Source organism: Streptomyces sp. NPDC026301 (assembly GCF_055567935.1).
Window position 1 is genome coordinate 237,493 of the sequence record NZ_JBVHPN010000011.1, and the last position, 18,706, is coordinate 256,198.

14 protein-coding genes are annotated in these 18,706 nt (G+C 71.5%); 9 read left to right on the plus strand and 5 right to left on the minus strand.

The genetic code is table 11. The annotated features are described in order from the left end of the window. Nucleotides 1-257 precede the first annotated feature (257 nt). Complete coding sequence (gene polA, locus ACZ4MH_RS21285; RefSeq protein ID WP_467754641.1) at nucleotides 258-2,915, plus strand: DNA polymerase I; 2,658 nt, start codon at nucleotides 258-260, stop codon at nucleotides 2,913-2,915. Nucleotides 2,916-2,953: 38 nt separating this feature from the next. On the opposite strand, the gene ACZ4MH_RS21290 is transcribed toward polA, so the two are convergent. Next, nucleotides 2,954-3,805 carry a DUF4184 family protein gene (locus tag ACZ4MH_RS21290; protein WP_351600803.1) on the minus strand — a complete coding sequence of 284 codons (852 nt, stop codon included), beginning with the start codon at nucleotides 3,803-3,805 and terminating at the stop codon, nucleotides 2,954-2,956. A 207-nt stretch (nucleotides 3,806-4,012) separates the two neighbouring features. Here ACZ4MH_RS21290 and ACZ4MH_RS21295 point away from each other — a divergent pair, with 207 nt between their 5' ends. From ACZ4MH_RS21295 to pgfA, 3 genes are all read left to right on the plus strand, one after another. Then, nucleotides 4,013-5,866 (plus strand): lytic transglycosylase domain-containing protein, encoded by a 1,854-nt coding sequence (locus ACZ4MH_RS21295; protein ID WP_351600800.1) that lies wholly within the window; start codon nucleotides 4,013-4,015, stop codon nucleotides 5,864-5,866. 191 nt (nucleotides 5,867-6,057) lie between these two features. Beyond that, nucleotides 6,058-6,192, plus strand: coding sequence for an SPW_0924 family protein (locus ACZ4MH_RS21300; RefSeq protein ID WP_351600797.1), 135 nt, complete (start codon nucleotides 6,058-6,060; stop codon nucleotides 6,190-6,192). Between the two features lie 14 nt (nucleotides 6,193-6,206). Next, entirely contained in the window at nucleotides 6,207-7,172 is a 966-nt protein-coding gene (pgfA, locus tag ACZ4MH_RS21305; protein ID WP_351600794.1) for a cell envelope lipid trafficking protein PgfA, read from the plus strand. Nucleotides 7,173-7,222: 50 nt separating this feature from the next. Here pgfA and hrpB read toward each other — a convergent pair whose 3' ends face one another. Together hrpB and ACZ4MH_RS21315 are read right to left on the minus strand one after the other, a co-directional pair. Beyond that, nucleotides 7,223-9,814 (minus strand): ATP-dependent helicase HrpB, encoded by a 2,592-nt coding sequence (gene hrpB, locus ACZ4MH_RS21310; RefSeq protein WP_467754632.1) that lies wholly within the window; start codon nucleotides 9,812-9,814, stop codon nucleotides 7,223-7,225. 175 nt (nucleotides 9,815-9,989) lie between these two features. Further along, nucleotides 9,990-10,916, minus strand: coding sequence for a class I SAM-dependent methyltransferase (locus ACZ4MH_RS21315; protein WP_351587510.1), 927 nt, complete (start codon nucleotides 10,914-10,916; stop codon nucleotides 9,990-9,992). Nucleotides 10,917-11,336: 420 nt separating this feature from the next. On the opposite strand from ACZ4MH_RS21315, the gene rpsA reads away from it, so the two are divergent. From rpsA to ACZ4MH_RS21340, 5 genes are all read left to right on the plus strand, one after another. After that, nucleotides 11,337-12,854: a 30S ribosomal protein S1 gene (rpsA, locus tag ACZ4MH_RS21320; RefSeq protein WP_351587513.1), complete on the plus strand. Its 1,518-nt coding sequence runs from the start codon at nucleotides 11,337-11,339 to the stop codon at nucleotides 12,852-12,854. Between the two features lie 426 nt (nucleotides 12,855-13,280). Then, nucleotides 13,281-14,234: a PAC2 family protein gene (locus ACZ4MH_RS21325; RefSeq protein WP_351587516.1), complete on the plus strand. Its 954-nt coding sequence runs from the start codon at nucleotides 13,281-13,283 to the stop codon at nucleotides 14,232-14,234. A gap of 140 nt (nucleotides 14,235-14,374) precedes the next feature. Beyond that, the gene (gene coaE, locus ACZ4MH_RS21330; RefSeq protein ID WP_351587520.1) at nucleotides 14,375-14,965 is read left to right on the plus strand and encodes a dephospho-CoA kinase; all 591 of its coding nucleotides are present in this window, start codon (nucleotides 14,375-14,377) and stop codon (nucleotides 14,963-14,965) included. A 22-nt stretch (nucleotides 14,966-14,987) separates the two neighbouring features. After that, nucleotides 14,988-15,359, plus strand: coding sequence for a cupin domain-containing protein (locus ACZ4MH_RS21335; protein ID WP_351587523.1), 372 nt, complete (start codon nucleotides 14,988-14,990; stop codon nucleotides 15,357-15,359). Nucleotides 15,360-15,703: 344 nt separating this feature from the next. Continuing rightward, nucleotides 15,704-16,087, plus strand: a complete 384-nt coding sequence (locus ACZ4MH_RS21340; protein WP_351587526.1) for a tetratricopeptide repeat protein — start codon at nucleotides 15,704-15,706, stop codon at nucleotides 16,085-16,087. A 180-nt stretch (nucleotides 16,088-16,267) separates the two neighbouring features. Here the strand turns inward: ACZ4MH_RS21340 and ACZ4MH_RS21345 are convergent, their stop codons facing one another. Continuing rightward, nucleotides 16,268-16,684 (minus strand): DUF6343 family protein, encoded by a 417-nt coding sequence (locus tag ACZ4MH_RS21345; RefSeq protein ID WP_351587529.1) that lies wholly within the window; start codon nucleotides 16,682-16,684, stop codon nucleotides 16,268-16,270. A 359-nt stretch (nucleotides 16,685-17,043) separates the two neighbouring features. Continuing rightward, complete coding sequence (locus ACZ4MH_RS21350; RefSeq protein ID WP_351587532.1) at nucleotides 17,044-18,681, minus strand: UvrD-helicase domain-containing protein; 1,638 nt, start codon at nucleotides 18,679-18,681, stop codon at nucleotides 17,044-17,046. Nucleotides 18,682-18,706: the final 25 nt, after the last annotated feature.

Sequence of the window (18,706 nt, forward strand, 5' to 3'; positions counted from 1 at the left end):
AACAAGTCATGCACGCTCCTTCCGCCGTGGTCGATCCTGCCACGCGCCACCGACCGTCGGCCGGTCGTCCACAGGGTGTGATGGTGAGGGTGATGCCGTTGTCCACAGGCACGCGCCGGGAGCGGCCGGGGCGGCCGCCGCGGCAGGGATTGTCAGTGGGGCGTGGCAGGATCGGGGGCGTGGCAGCAAAGGCAGCGAAGAAGAGCGAATCGACCGGCAGCGAGACCGCGGGGGGAGGGCGTCCCCGGCTGCTCCTGATGGACGGGCACTCCATGGCGTACCGGGCGTTCTTCGCCCTGCCCGCGGAGAATTTCACCACCGCCACGGGGCAACCGACGAATGCCGTGTACGGCTTCGCCTCGATGCTCGCGAACACCCTGCGCGACGAGGCGCCCACCCACTTCGCGGTGGCCTTCGACGTCTCGCGCAAGACCTGGCGCTCGGAGGAGTTCCCCGACTACAAGGCCAATCGCTCCAAGACCCCCGACGAGTTCAAGGGGCAGGTGGAGCTGATCGGCGAGCTGCTGGACGCCATGCACGTGAAGCGGTTCGCGACGGACGGCTTCGAGGCGGACGACATCATCGCCACGCTCGCCACGCAGGCCACGGAGCAGGGCTTCGAGGTGTCCATCGTCACGGGTGACCGCGATGCCTTCCAGCTGGTCAGCGACGACGTCACGGTGCTCTACCCCACCAAGGGCGTCTCGGAGCTGACCCGCTTCACCCCGGAGAAGGTGTTCGAGAAGTACGGCCTGACCCCCGCCCAGTATCCGGACTACGCCGCGCTGCGCGGCGACCCGTCGGACAACCTGCCGGGCATCCCCGGTGTCGGCGAGAAGACCGCCGCGAAGTGGATCAACCAGTTCGGTTCGTTCCAGGAGCTGTGTGAGCGGGCCGAGGAGGTCAAGGGCAAGGCCGGGCAGAACTTCCGCGACCACCTGGACGCCGTGAAGCTCAACCGCCGGCTGACCGAGATGGTCCGTGACGTGGAGCTGCCCTGCGGCCCCGCCGAGCTGATCCGCGAGGGCTACGACCGGCAGACCCTCACGGTGTTCCTGGAGGCGCTGGAGATCCGTAACCAGGGCCTGCGCGACCGCCTGCTGGCCGTCGACCCCGGAGGGGAGGAGTCGGCCACCGTCGAGCCGCTGCCGGGCGTCGAGATCGACGGCCTCGTCGCGGGCGCCGGGCAGCTCGCCCCCTGGCTCGCCGAGCACGGCAGTGCCCTCCTCGGTGTCGCCACGGTCGACTCCTGGAAGCTGGGCAGCGGCTCGGTCGCCGAGGTCGCCCTGGCCACCGCCGCGGGACCCGCCGTCTGGTTCGACCCGACGCAGCTGGACGAGGCCGACGACCGGGCGTTCGCCGCCTGGATCGCGGACCCCGCGCGCCCGAAGGTGATGCACAACGCCAAGGGCCTGATGCGGATCTTCCCCGAGCACGGCTGGGCGATCGACGGCGTCACCATGGACACCGCCCTCGCCGCCTACCTGGTCAAGCCCGGCCGGCGCTCCTTCGCGCTGGACGCGCTCTCCGTGGAGTACCTCGGCCGCGACCTGGCGCCCGCCGCGGCCGGCGACGGCCAGCTGGCCTTCGGTGCCGACGAGCAGGCCGAGGCCGAGGCCCTGATGGCCAAGGCCCGTACGGTGCTCGACCTCGGGGCCGCCTTCGAGACGCGCCTGGAGGAGGTCGGCGCCGCCGATCTGCTGCGCGACATCGAGCTGCCCACCAGCGCGCTGCTGGCCCGCATGGAGCGCTCCGGCATCGCCGCCGACCGCGGCTGGCTGGAGCGCATCGAGCAGCAGTTCGCCGCCGCCGTCCAGCAGGCCGTCACCGAGGCGCACGCCGCCGCGGGACACGAGTTCAACCTCGGCTCGCCCAAGCAGCTCCAGGAAGTCCTCTTCAACGAACTGGGCCTGCCCAAGACCAAGAAGACCAAGACCGGCTTCACCACCGACGCGGACGCCCTCGCCTGGCTCGCGGCGCAGACCGACAACGAACTGCCCGTGATCATGCTGCGCCACCGTGAGCAGGCCAAGCTGCGCACGACGGTCGAGGGCCTGATCAAGACCATCGCCGCGGACGGCCGCATCCACACCACCTTCAACCAGACGGTGGCCGCGACCGGCCGGCTCTCCTCCACCGACCCCAACCTGCAGAACATCCCCGTCCGCACGGACGAGGGCCGCGCCATCCGCCGCGGCTTCGTGGTCGGCGAGGGCTATCAGACGCTGCTGACCGCGGACTACAGCCAGATCGAGCTGCGCGTGATGGCGCACCTCTCCGAGGACGAGGGCCTCATCGAGGCGTTCACCTCCGGTGAGGACCTGCACACCACGGTGGCCTCGCACGTCTTCTCGGTGCCCAAGACCGAGGTCGACCCCGAGATGCGCCGCAAGATCAAGGCGATGTCGTACGGGCTGGCGTACGGCCTGTCGGCGTTCGGCCTGTCCCAGCAGCTGGGCATCTCCCCGGACGAGGCCCGCAAGCTCATGGACAACTTCTTCGAGCGCTTCGGCGGCGTGCGGGACTACCTGCAGGAGGTCGTCGACCGGGCCCGCGCCACGGGCTACACCGAGACCATGCTCGGCCGCCGCCGCTATCTGCCCGACCTCAACAGCGACAACCGACAGCGCCGCGAGATGGCCGAGCGGATGGCGCTGAACGCCCCGATCCAGGGCACCGCGGCGGACATCGTCAAGATCGCGATGCTGCGCGTCGGCGAGGCACTGACCGCCGCCGGGCTCACCTCCCGGATGCTGCTCCAGGTCCACGACGAAATCGTGGTCGAGGTGGCGCCCGGCGAGCAGAAGCAGGTCGAGGAGCTGGTACGGCGCGAGATGGCCGGTGCGGTCGAGCTGCGCGCCCCGCTGGACGTCTCCGTCGGTTCGGGCGGGGACTGGGAGTCCGCCGCGCACTGACCCGTGACGAGACGGCCGGGGGCTGAGCAGGGACCTGTTCAGCCCCCGGCCGCGGTCTTTTCCGCCGGGGCGGCGACGCCCCGCGTACGGCGCCGGCGGTCGTTCAGCCGGACCGCCGCCGCCCACACCGGGAGCGCCACGCCCAGCCCGGCGCCCGCACCGAAGAGCGCCGTCGGCACGTGGTCGAACCACGTCGCCGCCCCGCCGTACACCGCATGTGCCCGCAGCACCCGGTGCCAGGCCCCCATCAGTACGCACAGCGTCAGCAGCACGCAGCACAGCAGCCGCGCACGATTGCCGAGCGCGGGCAGCCCTTCGGGGGCGGCGCCGTGCGGCGCCCGATGGAGCGCGGACCACACGAACCACCCGAGGGCCACGAGCGCCACCGCCGACGTGCCGTACTGCACGTACGCGTACACCGGCCACCCGGCGACCGGCTCCCGCAGTACGGGCAGCAGCCGCACACCCCAGCGCCCGGGGTGCGTGAACGCGTCCCACACGATGTGTGTGAGCGCGCCGAGCACCGCCGAGTACCAGAAGCGCAGCGCGAACCGCCCACGGGACAGCTCCCGCCGGTCCGGGCCGCGGACCAGCGCCCCCACCCTGCCCCGCCAGGCTGCCGGCAGCAGCGCGAGCAGCGGATCGCGCAGCAGCAGCCAGCACCCGACCAGCAGCGCTGCGCACAGTGTGTCCACGGTGAGAACACCGGCCGGCGCGTGCGTGAATTCTCCGTACGCCATCGCACCCGGCACGGCCGTGTCCGCGAAGTACGTCAGATCCGGCGCGAAGGACCCGGCGACGAGCGCGGACACCAGCAGCGGCCCGCGCGCCGTACCGTTGCGGCGTATGGCAGGCAGCACCGCCGCGGCATGACTGAGTGTGAACGGCATGGTCCCTCTTCCTGACCGGACCCGACCGTTGGACATGATCGAGTGATCGATTCGAGGCAGTATGCCGGATGTGAGCAGACAGTGATGGCGAGCCGGGAACGGTAGCTGCGGGCGGGGAGTTGTCGTAGTGTCGCGTGCGTTGGAGCGCCGAGAGCGCGACACCGTGCACCCAGCGCGGTGGGTCAACGCGGAGGGGGAGTAGGACACATGGCAGCCAAGTTCGGCCGACGGCTCCGCAAAGGAGCGGCCTCCAGTGTGGTGGTGGCGCTGGCCCTCGCCGCGCTGACCGCCTCCCAGGCGCCCGACGCCGCGGACGCCGCCGGAAGTTCCCGCGAAGCCCCTCGGGGCGACGCCCCCATCGACGGCGACTCCTCGTACTTCACCGACCTGCCCCCGCTCGTCAGCCCGCAGCCACCCGGCAAGCAGCAGGGCGGGGACGGACCCATAGCCACCGGCCCCGCGGAGTCCGGCATACCGGCGACCGTGCTCGCCGCGTACAAGGAGGCCGAGGCGTCCCTCGCCCGGACCCACCCCGGCTGCAATCTCCCCTGGCAACTGCTCGCCGCGATCGGCAAGGTCGAATCCGGACAGGCCCGCGGCGGCGCGGTGGACGAGAACGGCACGACGCTGCGGCCCATCCTCGGCCCCCAGCTCAACGGCAACGGCTTCGCCCGGATCACCGACACCGACCGCGGCCGCTTCGACAACGACACCACGCACGACCGCGCGGTCGGCCCCATGCAGTTCATCCCGTCCACCTGGGCGAGGTGGGGCACGGACGCCAACGGCGACGGCGCGAGCGATCCCAACAACGTCTACGACGCGGCCCTGTCGGCCGGCCGCTACCTGTGCGCGGCCGACCGCGACCTGTCGGTCCAGGCGGACATGAACCGCGCGATCCTCGGCTACAACCACTCCGAGGAGTACCTGCGCACGGTGCTGTCCTGGTACGAGTACTACCGCAAGGGCACGCACGAGGTGCCCGACGGCACCGGCGTCCTGCCGACCGGGCCGCGCGCCGGCGGTTCCGGCGCGGGGACCGGAGGCAGCGGCTCGGACAAGGCCGGTTCCGGGGACGCGTCGAAGGGCTCCGAGGACCGGGACGGCTCCCGGAAGGACACCGAGGCCGGAAAGGGCACCGACGGCACTTCGGGCAAGGGCGGCGGCACCTCGGGCAAGGGCGGCGACGGGACCGAGTCCGGTGGCGGCACGGGTACGGACGGCGGGACGAAGCCCGAGCCGAGCCCCGCGCCCGGTGACAACGGCGGCTCCGGAGACGGTTCGGACTCCGAGGACGGCTCGTCCCCCGGCACGACCCCGGGCGGCACCAACGAGTCGCCCACGCCGACGCCCTCGCCCACCCAGCCCGCGCCCCTCGCCTCCCTCCAGCGCGTGGGGGAGAAGGACGTGAGCGCCACCGCAGGCGACACGTTCGCCGACCGGCTCCAGGTGCGCGCGAAGAACACCGAGGACCGCACGGTCTCCGGCGTGAAGGTCCAGTACGAGATACGCGGAGACGGCGACACCCGCTTCGAGGGCGGCGCCGCCAAGGTCACCGTGGCCACGGACAAGGACGGCATCGCCACCGCACCGGCCCTGGTCGCGGGCGAGAAGGCCGGGACGTACACCGTCCGCGCGACGGCGGTGGGGCGTGCCGTGCCGGCCACCGACTTCACCGCGACCGTCAAGGCCAGGCCGCAGGCCGACGCCCTCGCCCGCACCTCCGACCAGAAGATGCAGGCCGCGGAGGGCGCCTCCTACACCGACGCCATCGAGGTGAAGGCGACCTACCAGGGCAAGGCCGCCGCCGGCGTAGCCGTCACGGCCACGATGATCGCCGGGGACGCCACTGACCCCGCGAAGGCCGAGCAGAACACCGAAGGCCCGTACTTCAAGGACGCCAAGGGCGCGCCCGTACGCACCCTCGCCGGCCTGAAGACCGACGCCGACGGCCTGCTGAAGCTGCCGGAGATCTTCACCGACAACCACCCCGGCACGTACAAGCTCCGGCTCACCACGGCCGGCGGAGCGGTGCTCCTGGTGGACCTCAAGGTCGGCTGACACCCGCACTGATACGCAGTGAAGGGGCGTGACGCGCAGGCGTCGCGCCCCTTCTGTATGCCGGCCCGTGCTTCCTCGTCGGTGCAACGTGTTCTCATCTCCGCCGCCCGTTGCTACGGTGCCCCAGCCCTGACCACCTGAAAGCACGTCAGGTGCGGCGGGGAGTTCCCCAGTCGAACGGGAGGCCCAGCATGCGTGCCCTCACAGCAGCCGCGATCGGGCTGGCCGCCGCCCTCGCCCTGATCTTCACCGTCACGGCCGTCGGCGCCCCCGAAGGGCGGACGTCCCCCGAGCCGCTGCGGACCACCGTCCCCGAGCACCCCTGAGGGAGGCCGCCGTCATGCGCCGTAAGGCCAGCCTCGTCCTGCTCGCTCTCGCCGTCTTCTGCGCGGCCCTGGCCCCGCTGATGCGGTGGTACGCCTTCCCCCGGCTCGCCAAGATCCCGCCGAGCCAGTACCAGGAGATGGTCCTGGAGGCCAAGCCCGCCACCCTCATCGACTACGGCACCATGAAGGCCAAGAAGGTCCCGAAGATCAGCATCGTGCAGACCCTGAAGGGCAACGTCGAGGCCTCCGAAAAGGTCGAACGCACGGCCGGCCGCGACGTCGTCGTCTGGGACGCGCTGTCCTACGTGGCCGGCCCCGACGGCAAGATGGTCTCCGAGATCCCCGAGCGCTACATCTTCGACGCGCACACCCAGGAACCGGTGCACGCGAAGGGCGAGGCGGTCGACGGCGAGCCGGTGCGCCGCGACGGCATCGAGTACAAGTGGCCCTTCCTCACCGAGAAGCGCGACTACAGCTACTTCGACGCCCAGACCCGCACGTCTGCGCCCATCCACTACAAGGGCACCCGCCGCTTCCACGGCCTGGACGTCTACTACTTCGAACAGACCATCCCCTGGACCAAGGTCCCGCTCCCCAAGAAGATGCCGGTCAAAGGCGTCACCCCGGAAGCCGTCGAGAAGATGGGCACCACGCGCTGGTACACCACCAAGCGGATGTTCTGGGTGGAGCCGGTCACCGGAGCGCCCGTCAACGGCGAGGAGATCCACAAGGAGGAACTGCGCGGCGGCGACCTGCTGCCCGGCGGCGGCAAGGTCACCGCGTTCGCCGGACACGTGAAGATGCGTCCCGACTACCTGGACGCCACCGTCGACCTGGTCTCCTCCCAGCGCACGCTCGTCCTGCTGCTCACCAGTTACCTGCCGTGGGACCTCCTGGCCGCGGGCGCCGCGCTCCTGGCCGTGAGCCTGTACTTGGAGGCGCGCGGACGGCGCCCGGGAGGGCGCGCCATGGCCGCCTGAGCGCCCCCAGCGCCTGCCGTCAGCCCTGCCGTCAGCCTTGTCGCGCGCCGTCAGCCCCGTTGCATCCGGGCCTTCGTATGGCGTGTCGGCTCGGCCGTCGCCGGGTCCTCGGGCCACGGGTGCTTCGGGTAGCGGCCGCGCAGCTCCGCCCGCACGGAGCGGTAGCCGTCGCGCCAGAAGGAGGCGAGGTCGGCGGTGACGGCCGCCGGGCGCCCCGCGGGCGACAGCAGATGGACCAGTACGGGCACCCGGCCGCCCGCCACCCGCGGCGACTCCCGCAGCCCGAACATCTCCTGCAGCTTCACCGCCAGCACCGGCTGATCGCCGCCGTACTCCACCCTGATCCGCGAACCACTGGGCACCTCGATGCGCTCCGGAGCCAGCTCGTCGAAGCGCGCGGACTCGCCGCTCGCCCACGGCAGCAGCCGCGACAGCGCCTGGCCCGCGTCGATCCGCGCCAGGTCGGCGCGCCGCCGCGCCCGGCCCAGCTCCGGCTCCAGCCACTCGTCCCGGCGCGCCAGCAGCGCCTCGTCCGCGACGTCCGCCCACGGCGCGCCCAGCTCCCGGTGCAGGAACGCCATGCGCTCCCGGAGCGAGCGCGCACCGTCCGACCAGCGCAGCAACCCGAGCCCTTCCCTGCGCAGCCCGTCCACCAGCGCCTCCCGTACGAGCGCCGGGTCCGCGTCCCGCAGCGGCCGGGACACCAGCTCGATCGCGCCGAGCCGCGCCACGCTCCGCGCGACCACGTCACCGTCCGCCCAGCCGACCTCCTCGGCCGAGGCGAACAACGCCCCCGCCGCCGCCCGCGCGGTCTCCTCGTCGATCACGGCCGCGAGCCGCACCCGCGCGGACGCCGCCGTCACGGGCCGGTCCGCGACCGCCACCGCCAGCCACTCGGCGCTCCGCAGCCGCGACCCGTTCCCGGTCTCGGCCCCCGTCCCCGAAGCCATCACGAAGGAGCCCTCGCCGCGCCGACGGGCCACCCGCTCGGGGAAGGCCAGCGCCGCCACGACCCCGGCCACGGCGTCGTCGCCCTCGCCGCGGGTCGCTGCAGGGGCCTCGCCGGGTGCGTGCGCACGGCTGTCGGGGGCGGTCGCGCTGCCGTCCTGAGCGCCCTTACCTGTCGCGCCGGACAGCGCCGAGGCCAGCCGCCGGGACTCCTGCCGCCACCGGCCGGCGTACGCGTCCCGCCCGCGGCGGGCCGTGCGCCAGGCGTCGGCGAGATCGTCGCCGTACTCGCGCGGCGGCTCCTCACTCAGCAGCGCGACGACCTCGGCGGCCCGCCGCGCGCCGACCTGCGCCGCGCCGTCCAGCAGGGCCCGCGCCAGCCGCGGATGCAGGCCGAGCCGGGCCATCCGTACGCCGCGCTCCGTCGCCCGCCCGGCCGCGTCCACCGCGCCCACCGCGGTCAGCACGTCCCGCGCCGCCGCCATCGCTCCGGCCGGCGGCGCGTCCAGCAGCGCAAGTCCCGCGGCACCCGGATCGCCCCAGCACGCGGCCTGCAACGCGAACGCCGTCAGGTCCGCGACCTTGATCTCCGGGGACGGGAAGCGCGGCAGCCGCCCGTCCTCACCCTCCGACCAGCAGCGGTAGACCACACCGGGCGCCTCGCGTCCCGCGCGGCCGGCCCGCTGCCGCGCCGCCGCCTGCGACGCCCGTACGGTCGTCAGTGCGCTCAGCCCCCGCGCGTGATCCATCCGCGGCTCGCGCGCCAGCCCGCAGTCGACCACCACGCGCACCCCGGGCACGGTCAGGCTCGACTCCGCCACCGACGTCGCCAAGACGATCCGCCGCCGGTCACCCGCACCGGCGAGCACCGCGTCCTGCACGGCGGCCGGCGCCCGGCCGTGCACCTGCAGCACCTCGACCCCGGCAGCGCCCTGATCCGCCAGCTGCCCCGCCACCCGCGCGATCTCGCCCACGCCCGGCAGGAAACACAGCACGTCCCCCTCTCGCTCGCGCACCGCCCGCCGCACCACGGACGCCACATGGGTCAGCAGCGCCGGGTCCACCCGCATCCCGTGCGCCGGACGCACCGGCCGCTCCGGCGGCGCCCACACCGTCTCCACCGGATGCGACACCCCCTGCGCCGCCACCACCGGCGCGTCCCCCATCAGCCGCGACCAGCCCTCCGCGTCCGTCGTCGCCGACGCCGCCACCACCCGCAGCTCCGGCCGCAACGCCTCCCGCACGTCCAGCAGGAACGCCGCCGCCGTGTCCGCGTCGAGATGCCGCTCATGGCACTCGTCCAGTACAACGATCTCCACGCCCGGGAGTTCCTGATCACGCTGGAGCCGCTGGAGCAGGACGCCCGTCGTCACCACCTCCACGACAGTGCGCGCTCCCACCGCACGCTCCCCGCGCACGGTGAACCCCACGCGCTCGCCCACGCGCTCCCCGAGCAGCCACGCCATCCGCCGCGCCGCGGCACGCGCCGCGATCCGCCGCGGCTCCGCGACGATCACCTTGCGTACGGGCGCGCCGTCCTCCGTCAGGCCCGCCAGCACCAGGGGTACGAGGGTCGTCTTGCCGGTCCCCGGAGGCGCGCACAGGACGGCGGTCCCGGCACCCTCCAGCGCCTCCTGGAGTGCGGGCAGCGCGGACCGTACGGGCAGAGCATCGAGTTCATCGCGGCGGATCACCCGCCCAGTCTCTCGCGGGGCCGACGGCGTACCGGAGGCGCTGTGCCGCGGCGCATCAGGGGCTGAGCTTCGGCGTGCCCTGCAAGAGCGGCACGGAACCGCGTACCGGAGGGCCGGCTCCGGTAAGACAGCCCGCCTACGGGTCCCGCCTACGGGTCCCGTCTACCGGTCCCGTCTACCGGTCCCGTCGGCACACGAAGATGGCCGTACCCGGGATCAGCCCGCCCCGAAGGGGCGACCAGCCGCCCCACTCCTGGGTGTTCCACGCCGGCCACTCCGGCTCGACCAGGTCCTCCAGGCGGAAGCCCGCGGCCACCACGTCACGCACCCGGTCGCCCAGGGTGCGGTGGTGCTCCACGTACACCGCGTTGCCCTGCTCGTCCTGCTCCACGTAGGGCACGCGGTCGAAGTAGGACGCCGCGACGGACAGCCCCTCGGGGCCGGGCTCGTCGGGGAAGGCCCAGCGGATCGGGTGCGTCACCGAGAAGACCCACCGGCCACCCGGCCGCAGCACCCGGTGCACCTCACGGAAGACCCGTACCGGATCAGCCACGAACGGCACCGCCCCGTACGCCGAGCACGCGAGATCGAAACTGCCGTCCGCGAACGGGAGCACCCCGGCGTCGGCCTGCACGAGAGCCACACCCGGCGCCTCCGTACCGCGCGCCGGGAGATCCCCGCCGATCCGGAGGGCGTGCTGCAATTGCCGGTGCGAGAGGTCCAGCGCCACCGGGTGCGCCCCCTGTGCCGCCAGCCAGCGCGAACACTGTGCCGCGCCCGCACCGATCTCCAGGACGCGCCGGCCCTTGAGCTCGGCGGCCGGGCCCAGGAGACCGGCCTCGGCCTCGTCCAGCCCCTCCGGCCCCCATACGAAGCGGTCGTCCCCCAGGAACGCGCCGTGCTCGCTCTGGTACTCATCGGCGTTGCGGTCCCACCAGCCGCGGCTGGCCCGGCTGCTCTCCGCCTCCCCGGTGGTGCGCCGTACGGCCTCGGCGTCGTCCCAGGCCTCGAGGTCGGGCCCGGTTTCCGCGCCGCTGGGGACCGTGGAGCCGGTCGCCGTGGCCGCACAACCGGTGACTGCGGAGTCGTCGTGTTGGTTCATCGCGCCCGTCGTCGTATTCTTCGTTAAAGCTTGTAGTTTCTGAGGTTCACGGGGCCGGCTGGTCGCAGTCCTGTGAGGACCTTCGTCAGGCCCCTGTGGCCTGCGACGGCAAGGCCGAGCGGCTCTTCTCGCGTCCGGCGTGTGCCGGTTATGCGGCGATCCGCCCGCGGTGTGGGCCTTCGCGCATTGACCGTGTCCGGCTGCCCCCGTATGCTACAAGTTGCGCTGCGGGCCTGCGCACCTCAGACGGAGCAGGTCGCGCTTGCATCTGTTGTATGTCCTCTTGGTTTCGAGGCGCTGACCGGATTCTCAGGAATCTCGGGAGCGCGCCTCATTGCTGTCGACTTCTGCAGAGGCGATAAAGGCTCACGGCGTAGCAGTACCTACGACTTCAATGTCCGTACCGGAGCCCTTTCCCACATGACGAGCAGCACCGAGACCACCGCCACCACCCCGCAGGTTGCGGTCAACGACATCGGTAACGAGGAAGCCTTCCTCGCCGCGATCGACGAGACGATCAAGTACTTCAACGACGGCGACATCGTCGACGGCGTCATCGTGAAGGTCGACCGGGACGAGGTCCTGCTCGACATCGGTTACAAGACCGAAGGCGTCATCCCCAGCCGCGAGCTCTCCATCAAGCACGACGTCGACCCGAATGAGGTCGTCGCCGTCGGTGACGAGATCGAGGCCCTGGTTCTCCAGAAGGAGGACAAGGAAGGTCGCCTGATCCTCTCGAAGAAGCGTGCCCAGTACGAGCGCGCCTGGGGCACCATCGAGAAGATCAAGGAAGAGGACGGGATCGTCACCGGTACCGTCATCGAGGTCGTCAAGGGTGGTCTCATCCTCGACATCGGCCTCCGCGGCTTCCTTCCCGCCTCCCTGGTCGAGATGCGCCGCGTCCGCGACCTTCAGCCCTACGTGGGCAAGGAGCTCGAGGCCAAGATCATCGAGCTGGACAAGAACCGCAACAACGTGGTCCTGTCCCGCCGTGCCTGGCTCGAGCAGACCCAGAGCGAGGTCCGCCAGACCTTCCTCACCACCCTCCAGAAGGGTCAGGTGCGCTCCGGCGTCGTCTCCTCGATCGTCAACTTCGGTGCCTTCGTGGACCTGGGTGGCGTCGACGGTCTGGTCCACGTTTCCGAGCTGTCCTGGAAGCACATCGACCACCCCTCCGAGGTCGTCGAGGTCGGCCAGGAGGTCACGGTCGAGGTCCTGGACGTCGACATGGACCGCGAGCGCGTGTCCCTGTCGCTCAAGGCGACCCAGGAAGACCCGTGGCAGCAGTTCGCCCGGACCCACCAGATCGGTCAGGTCGTCCCGGGTAAGGTCACCAAGCTCGTTCCGTTCGGTGCGTTCGTCCGCGTCGACGAGGGCATCGAGGGCCTGGTCCACATCTCCGAGCTGGCCGAGCGCCACGTGGAGATCCCGGAGCAGGTCGTCCAGGTCAACGACGAGATCTTCGTCAAGGTCATCGACATCGACCTCGAGCGCCGCCGCATCAGCCTCTCGCTGAAGCAGGCCAACGAGTCCTTCGGTGCCGACCCGTCGGCGGTCGAGTTCGACCCGACCCTGTACGGCATGGCCGCGTCCTACGACGACCAGGGCAACTACATCTACCCCGAGGGCTTCGACCCCGAGACCAACGACTGGCTCGAGGGCTACGAGGCGCAGCGCGAGGCGTGGGAGAACCAGTACGCCGAGGCGCAGCAGCGCTTCGAGCAGCACCAGGCCCAGGTCATCAAGTCGCGCGAGGCCGACGAGCAGGCTGCGGCCGAGGGCGCTGCGGCGCCGGCGGCCGGTGGCAGCCAGGGCGGCGGTGGCGGCAACGTCTCCGGCGGCTCGTACTCCTCGGAGTCGGCGGACAACTCCGGCGCCCTGGCGTCGGACGAGGCCCTGGCCGCGCTCCGCGAGAAGCTGGCCGGCGGCCAGAGCTGAGCACGCTCACCGCTAGGCGCTAGCCGATAGCGTCACGAAGGCCCGCTCCCTTTGGGGGGCGGGCCTTCGTGCTGTCGTGGTGTCTGGCTCAGCTGCCTGGGTGCCTGGGTGCCTGGGTGCCTGGGTGCCTGGGTGCGTGGCTGTCTGGGTGTCTGCTGGCCGGTGGCGCGGCCGTATCAGGAGGCTACTGCCGCGAACTGATAGCTCCCCTCGAGCTGTTCGCGCACACGAACGCCAACGCCTGTATCCACAACGAGTCCAGCGGCATGAAGGGGCCGTCCGCGCCAACGCCTGGCAGCACGGCACGTTCTCCTCGGCGCGAAATGTGGTGACAGCGCTGCACGAGCGGGTGATGACGTAAGGGCGGGGAATGCGCGCGCCCCGTACCGCGTTGTGCCGGGCGGACATCGAGGAGGAGCGGTCACTGTGTTGGATCCCCAGGATTTGTACGAATGGGAGCCGAGTGGGCTCGCGGCGGTCGACGCGATCGCCTCCCGCGACTCCGCCGGGCTGGTGCTCCTGTACCACTTCGACGGCTACATCGACGCCGGCGAAGCCGGTGACCAGATTGTCGAGTCCCTCCTGGAGGGGCTGCCACACCAGGTCGTCGCCCGCTTCGACCACGACCGGCTGGTGGACTACCGGGCCCGCCGCCCGATGCTCACCTTCGACCACGGCCAGTGGTCCTCGTACGAGACGCCCAGCATCGAGCTGCGCCTCGTCCACGACGCCACGGGCGCGCCCTTCCTGCTGCTCTCCGGTCCCGAGCCGGACGTGGAATGGGAACGCTTCACGGCGGCCGTACGAGAGACCGTCGAGCGGCTGAACGTACGCCTGTCCGTCAGCTTCCACGGCATCCCGATGGGCGTTCCGCACACCCGGCCCGTCGGGATCACCCCGCACGGCAACCGCACCGACCTGACCCCGGGCCACCGCGACCTCTTCGAACAGGCGCAGGTCCCCGGCAGCGTCGAGGCGCTGATCGAGTACCGCCTCGCGGAGGCCGGACACGACGTGCTGGGTGTCGCCGCCCACGTACCGCACTATGTCGCGCGCTCCGCCTACCCGGACGCCGCGCTCACCGCGCTGGAAACGGTCACCGCCGCGACGGGCCTGGTCCTGCCAAGCGCCGCGCACACCCTGCGTACGGAAGCGCTGCGCACTCAAGAGGAGATCGAGCGGCAGCTCTCCGAGGGCGACGAGGAACTGGTCGCACTGGTCAGCGGTCTCGAGCACCAGTACGACGCGGCGGCCGGCGCCGAAACCCGCGGCAACCTCGTCGCCGAGCCCGCTGAACTCCCGTCCGCCGACGAAATCGGCCGCGAACTCGAAGCCTTCCTGGCCGACCGGGAACGGGACATGGGGGACGGGGGCAATTGAGGGAACGCTGGAAGGTGACGGGGCGTTGAAAAGGCGGGGGCTTGAGAGGGGGAGCTGTCCGGCGCAGACCGGGCTCGGGGCGGGTCCGGGGGCGGGGTCGGCTCTGGGCGGAAGCTGGAGCGCCGTATAGCGTGGGGCCCATGGTGAAGGTGGGGCTTACAGGCGGCATCGGCGCAGGCAAGAGCGAGGTGTCGCGGCTGCTCGCGTCGTACGGCGCGGTGATCGTGGACGCGGACAAGATCGCGCGAGAGGTCGTCGAACCGGGTACGCCCGGTCTCGCCGCCGTCGTCGAGGCGTTCGGTACGGACGTACTGACGCCGGACGGCACCCTGGACCGGCCCAAGCTGGGCGCCCTCGTCTTCGCCGACCCCGACAGGCTCAAGGCGCTCAACGCCATCGTGCACCCCCTCGTCGGCGCCCGCTCCGCCGAACTGGAGGCCGCGGCCGGCCAGGACGCGGTGGTCATCCACGATGTACCCCTGCTGACCGAGAACGGTCTCGCCCCCCTGTACGACACGGTCGTCGTGGTCGACGCCGCCCCCGAGACCCAGCTGCGGCGGCTGGTCGCGCTGCGCGGCATGACCGAGGACGAGGCGAAGACCCGCATGAGCGCCCAGGCCACCCGGGAACAGCGCCTCGCGATCGCGGACCTCGTCATCGACAACGACGGCCCGCTGGAAGCCCTGGAGCCCCAAGTACGTGAGATCTGGGAGCGGCTGCGGGCCCGCTGAGACGGAGCGGTAGCCTCACGCCATGACTGCTTCCGATCTTGTCCCCGCATCGTTCGTCGTCAACGTCCCCGGCATCCCGGACGCCGAACTGGAGCCCGAAGCGCTCGACCCGGACCAGGTCGTCTCCGGCGATCCGGTCGTCACCGGAAAGGTGCTCTGGGAGTCCCCGGACGGCAAGCAGGTCCGCGGCATCTGGCAGATCACGCCGGGCGTCGTGACCGACATCGAGGCCAACGAACTGTTCGTGGTGGTCTCCGGCCGCGCCACCATCGAGGTCGAGGGCGGCTCGGTCCTCGACGTGGGCCCCGGCGACGCGTGCTTCCTGCGCGAGGGCGACCGGACTCGGTGGACGGTGCACGAGACGCTGCGGAAGGCGTATCACATCAGTTTGTAGGGGCTTGGGTTTGGGCCGCCCGGAGCTTGGCCTTGGATTTGCGCTGCGGGCTGCGGGCTGCGGGCTGCGGGCTGCGGGCTGCGGGCTGGGCCTGGATTGGGCCTCCGAGTGTTGCGCAGGTAGGGCGAACTGGCGCGCGCAGCCGATGCTGTGACGGGTGCTGTGGCGGGCGTCGGGAATGCGGTGGCGGCCGGGTTTGTTGTGCCCACGTAGCGACCGGGCGGTCGGCGATACGGGCTGCCCGTCGGCAATGAGCCACCTGTTCGTGGCAAGTCGCCGGTACGCAAGCCGCCGTTACCCCAACGGTATGCGGTGAGTCCGTACGTGTCGGAGAGGAGACGGCCGTGACCGAGCGCACCCCCGAGACACACGTCATCGACTTCCGGGCAGCCGAACAACTGCTGTCCGCGCGCGATCCGCGGGGCGCGGTACAACTCCTGGACCCGGTCATCGCCGCTCATCCGGAGAACACCGCCGCCCGACTGCTGCGAGCCCGCGCCTTCTTCCTGGCCGCTCAACTGCGCCCCGCCGAGCTGGAGTTCCAGGTCGTCCTGGAGCGGGAGCCCGACAACGCGTTCGCCCACTTCGCCCTGGGCCGCACCCTGCAGCGCGCCAACCGCCCGGACGAGGCGCTGCGCCACTTCCGACTCGCCGCCGCGCTCGACCCCCGCCCGGACTTCATCGAAGCAGCACAATTCCCGCTGCCGGGGGATGACGCGGGGGAGTGAGGGAGGGGGCTGGGGGTGGGTCTTACTTTCGGTTGTTGCCTTTGGCTTCCTTCGAGATTGGGGGCCGCGCTCACCTCTGGGGGTTCGCTCCGGGGGCCCGCTCTTAGGACCGCTCCGGGGGCCCTCCCCCCCCGCCCCCACCCCACCTCCCCCCCCCGATTTTTAGTCTTCGTTTGTCCCTCACCAAGGTCCTTTGCGTCCCCCGCGCCCCCGGCGTTCCCCGCGCCCCTCTGGACCCCAGGCAGGCCCCTCGCCAGGCCCTACGCCAGGCTCGCCAGGGCCCTCTCCAGGTCCCACGTCAGGCCCCGCTCCATCGCCTCGCCAGCCCGTGAGGTCGTTGCGACCGCCGTCCGGCTCGTACGGTGGTACGTCCTTGCCGGGCTGGTAGTGCGGCCCCTGACGTATGTGGCGGCATACGATCGCAAGGTCTGTCGCAGCCAGCGCCGCCACGACCGCGCAGGCGGCTGCCCAACCGGGGCGACCGACCACCATGAAGATGGCCACGCCGGCCGCCGCCCATATCAGCCCCCACAGGGCCAGAGCTCGCCGCGTTTTCAGCAGACTCCGCGCCTCCAAGGGCTCATTGCCCGTACGCATCACCGCTCACCACGATCCCCGCCTTGGTCGCTTCATCGGAAGTCCGGAAGTCTGGTGCTCGCTGCTCGTCGTCACCGACGCGCCCGTTACTCTCTGTCTCTCGCCTCTGGCCGCTTCGTGTCCGTCTCGTCTTCGCCTCCGGTCACTTTGACGTTGCTGGGGTGCGGGGCTCGGCGCAGGTGCCGGCCGGACCACCGCACGCATCACACCATTAAGCGCTGACCTGGGTTTCTTACCGACCCGACCGGCTTTCTCTTCCTCAAGGATCCTCCGGTTCGGTCCGCCCGTCACGTCCCCTGTCCGGCCTGTGGATAACTTTGGACGGCTCGCGGAGGCGCGATACCCGGGCGGCCGTGTCGCTACCGTCCGTGGTGCGTGAGCGCATCCCCGGCCGGGTGGCTGTTGATCCACGACAGGCCGCCCAGATCGAGCCGCTTCCTTGCCCTGGTGACCGCTACGTACGCCAGCCGGGCCTCGTCGAGGTCGACCGGGCCCGGCAGCGGTTCTCCGTCCTCGCCGGTCTCCTCCAGCTCCTCCGGCTCCGTGAAGTCGGCTGCGATGCGCACGCTCGACCACTCGCGGCCCTTCGCCCGATGGGCGGTGGACACCGTGATCTCGGCCCTGTCCTCGCTCGCAAGGCATCCCAGCGCGCGGAGCACACTCTCCGCGCTGTGTTCGTCGAGGAGTTCGACGAGTGGCAGGAGATCCCGGCCGGACGGGTCGGCGGTGGCGTACTCCCGCAGCTCTTCCCAGGATTCGAAGAGAGTCAGTTCGGGGTGGGCGGTCCGGCTGCCGCGCTGGAGCTCGTACGCGGCCCGGGCCAGGGCTGTCAGCGAGTCGCCGCCACCTGCCAGGGCGACCCTGCGGCCGTCCGACAGCAGCCTTATGACTTCCGCCATCGCGCCCGCATTGGACCGGCAGAGGACGGCGTCGGGACGGGGAACGGGCCCCAGCTCGGTGTCGAGCAGTGGCGAGCCGATGAGCCGGACAGGGGCGTCGACGATCGCCAGCCATCGATTCGCCGCTGCCGCGAGCGCTGGCCCGAACCGGAACGACTGGGAGAGCGTGAGCTGCCTGCCGCGGAAGCCGGTCATCACGTCGCGTGCGCCCCGCCAGCCGTAGATCGCCTGCGCCGAGTCACCGACGAGCACCAGTTGAGCGTGCGCACGCTGGGCGCTGAAGACCTGCTCGACCACGGGGTTGGTGTCCTGGGCTTCGTCGAGGAGCAGGAAATCGGTCCGGATGACCGGTGCGCTCAGCGCCCACATCTTGAGGTAGTGATCGTGCTCGAAGCGGACGGCGCCGCGGTCGGGATCCTGAAGGTCGGCCCAGGCCTTGCGGGCGTACGGCAGCACGGCGTGCGCCAGCTGTCCGTGCAACGCGTCCGATTCGGCGCCACGAAGGCGAGGCACATGGGCAGCGGTCAGTACGGGGTCGGCGGAGCGGCAGAACTCGGTGACGGTGCGCAGGACTGTGTACGAAAGGGCCTTGCTGCTCACCGTTCGCGTACCGATACGGAGCCGGAAGTCGGTGTCGATGCCCAGGGCCGAGCCGGTCCGCCAGCCTGCCTGACGGGGGGCATTCATCCGCCGCTGGAACCGGTGGCCCACGGCCGCGTACGCCAGGGAATGGGCCGTACTGCACGTCACGTGTGCGGGGAAGCGCCGGGCGGCGTCCTGCGCGATGGCCTTGTTGAACGCGAGGTAGCGGCCGGGCCGGCGCGTGCTGCGGGCCAGTATCGCCAGGGTCGTCGTCTTGCCTGTGCCCGCTCCGGCCTGGAGTACGAGGTGGTCGCCCGCGTGAAAGGCGTCGGCGGCGGCCAGTTGCTCAGAGGTGGGGGAGTGCGGAGTAGGAGGCGTGGGCCCGCCCGGGCCGTCACGGTGGTGCGTGTCGGGTGGGCGGCTTCGGGTGCGTGGTGTGTGGGCAGCGCGTCCGTGCGCGGCGTGGGACGTGGAGGTGGCTGGTGAGGTGGTGAATGCCTGGGGCTGGTCGGTCATGGGGGTCTCCGGCGGAATGTCTTGG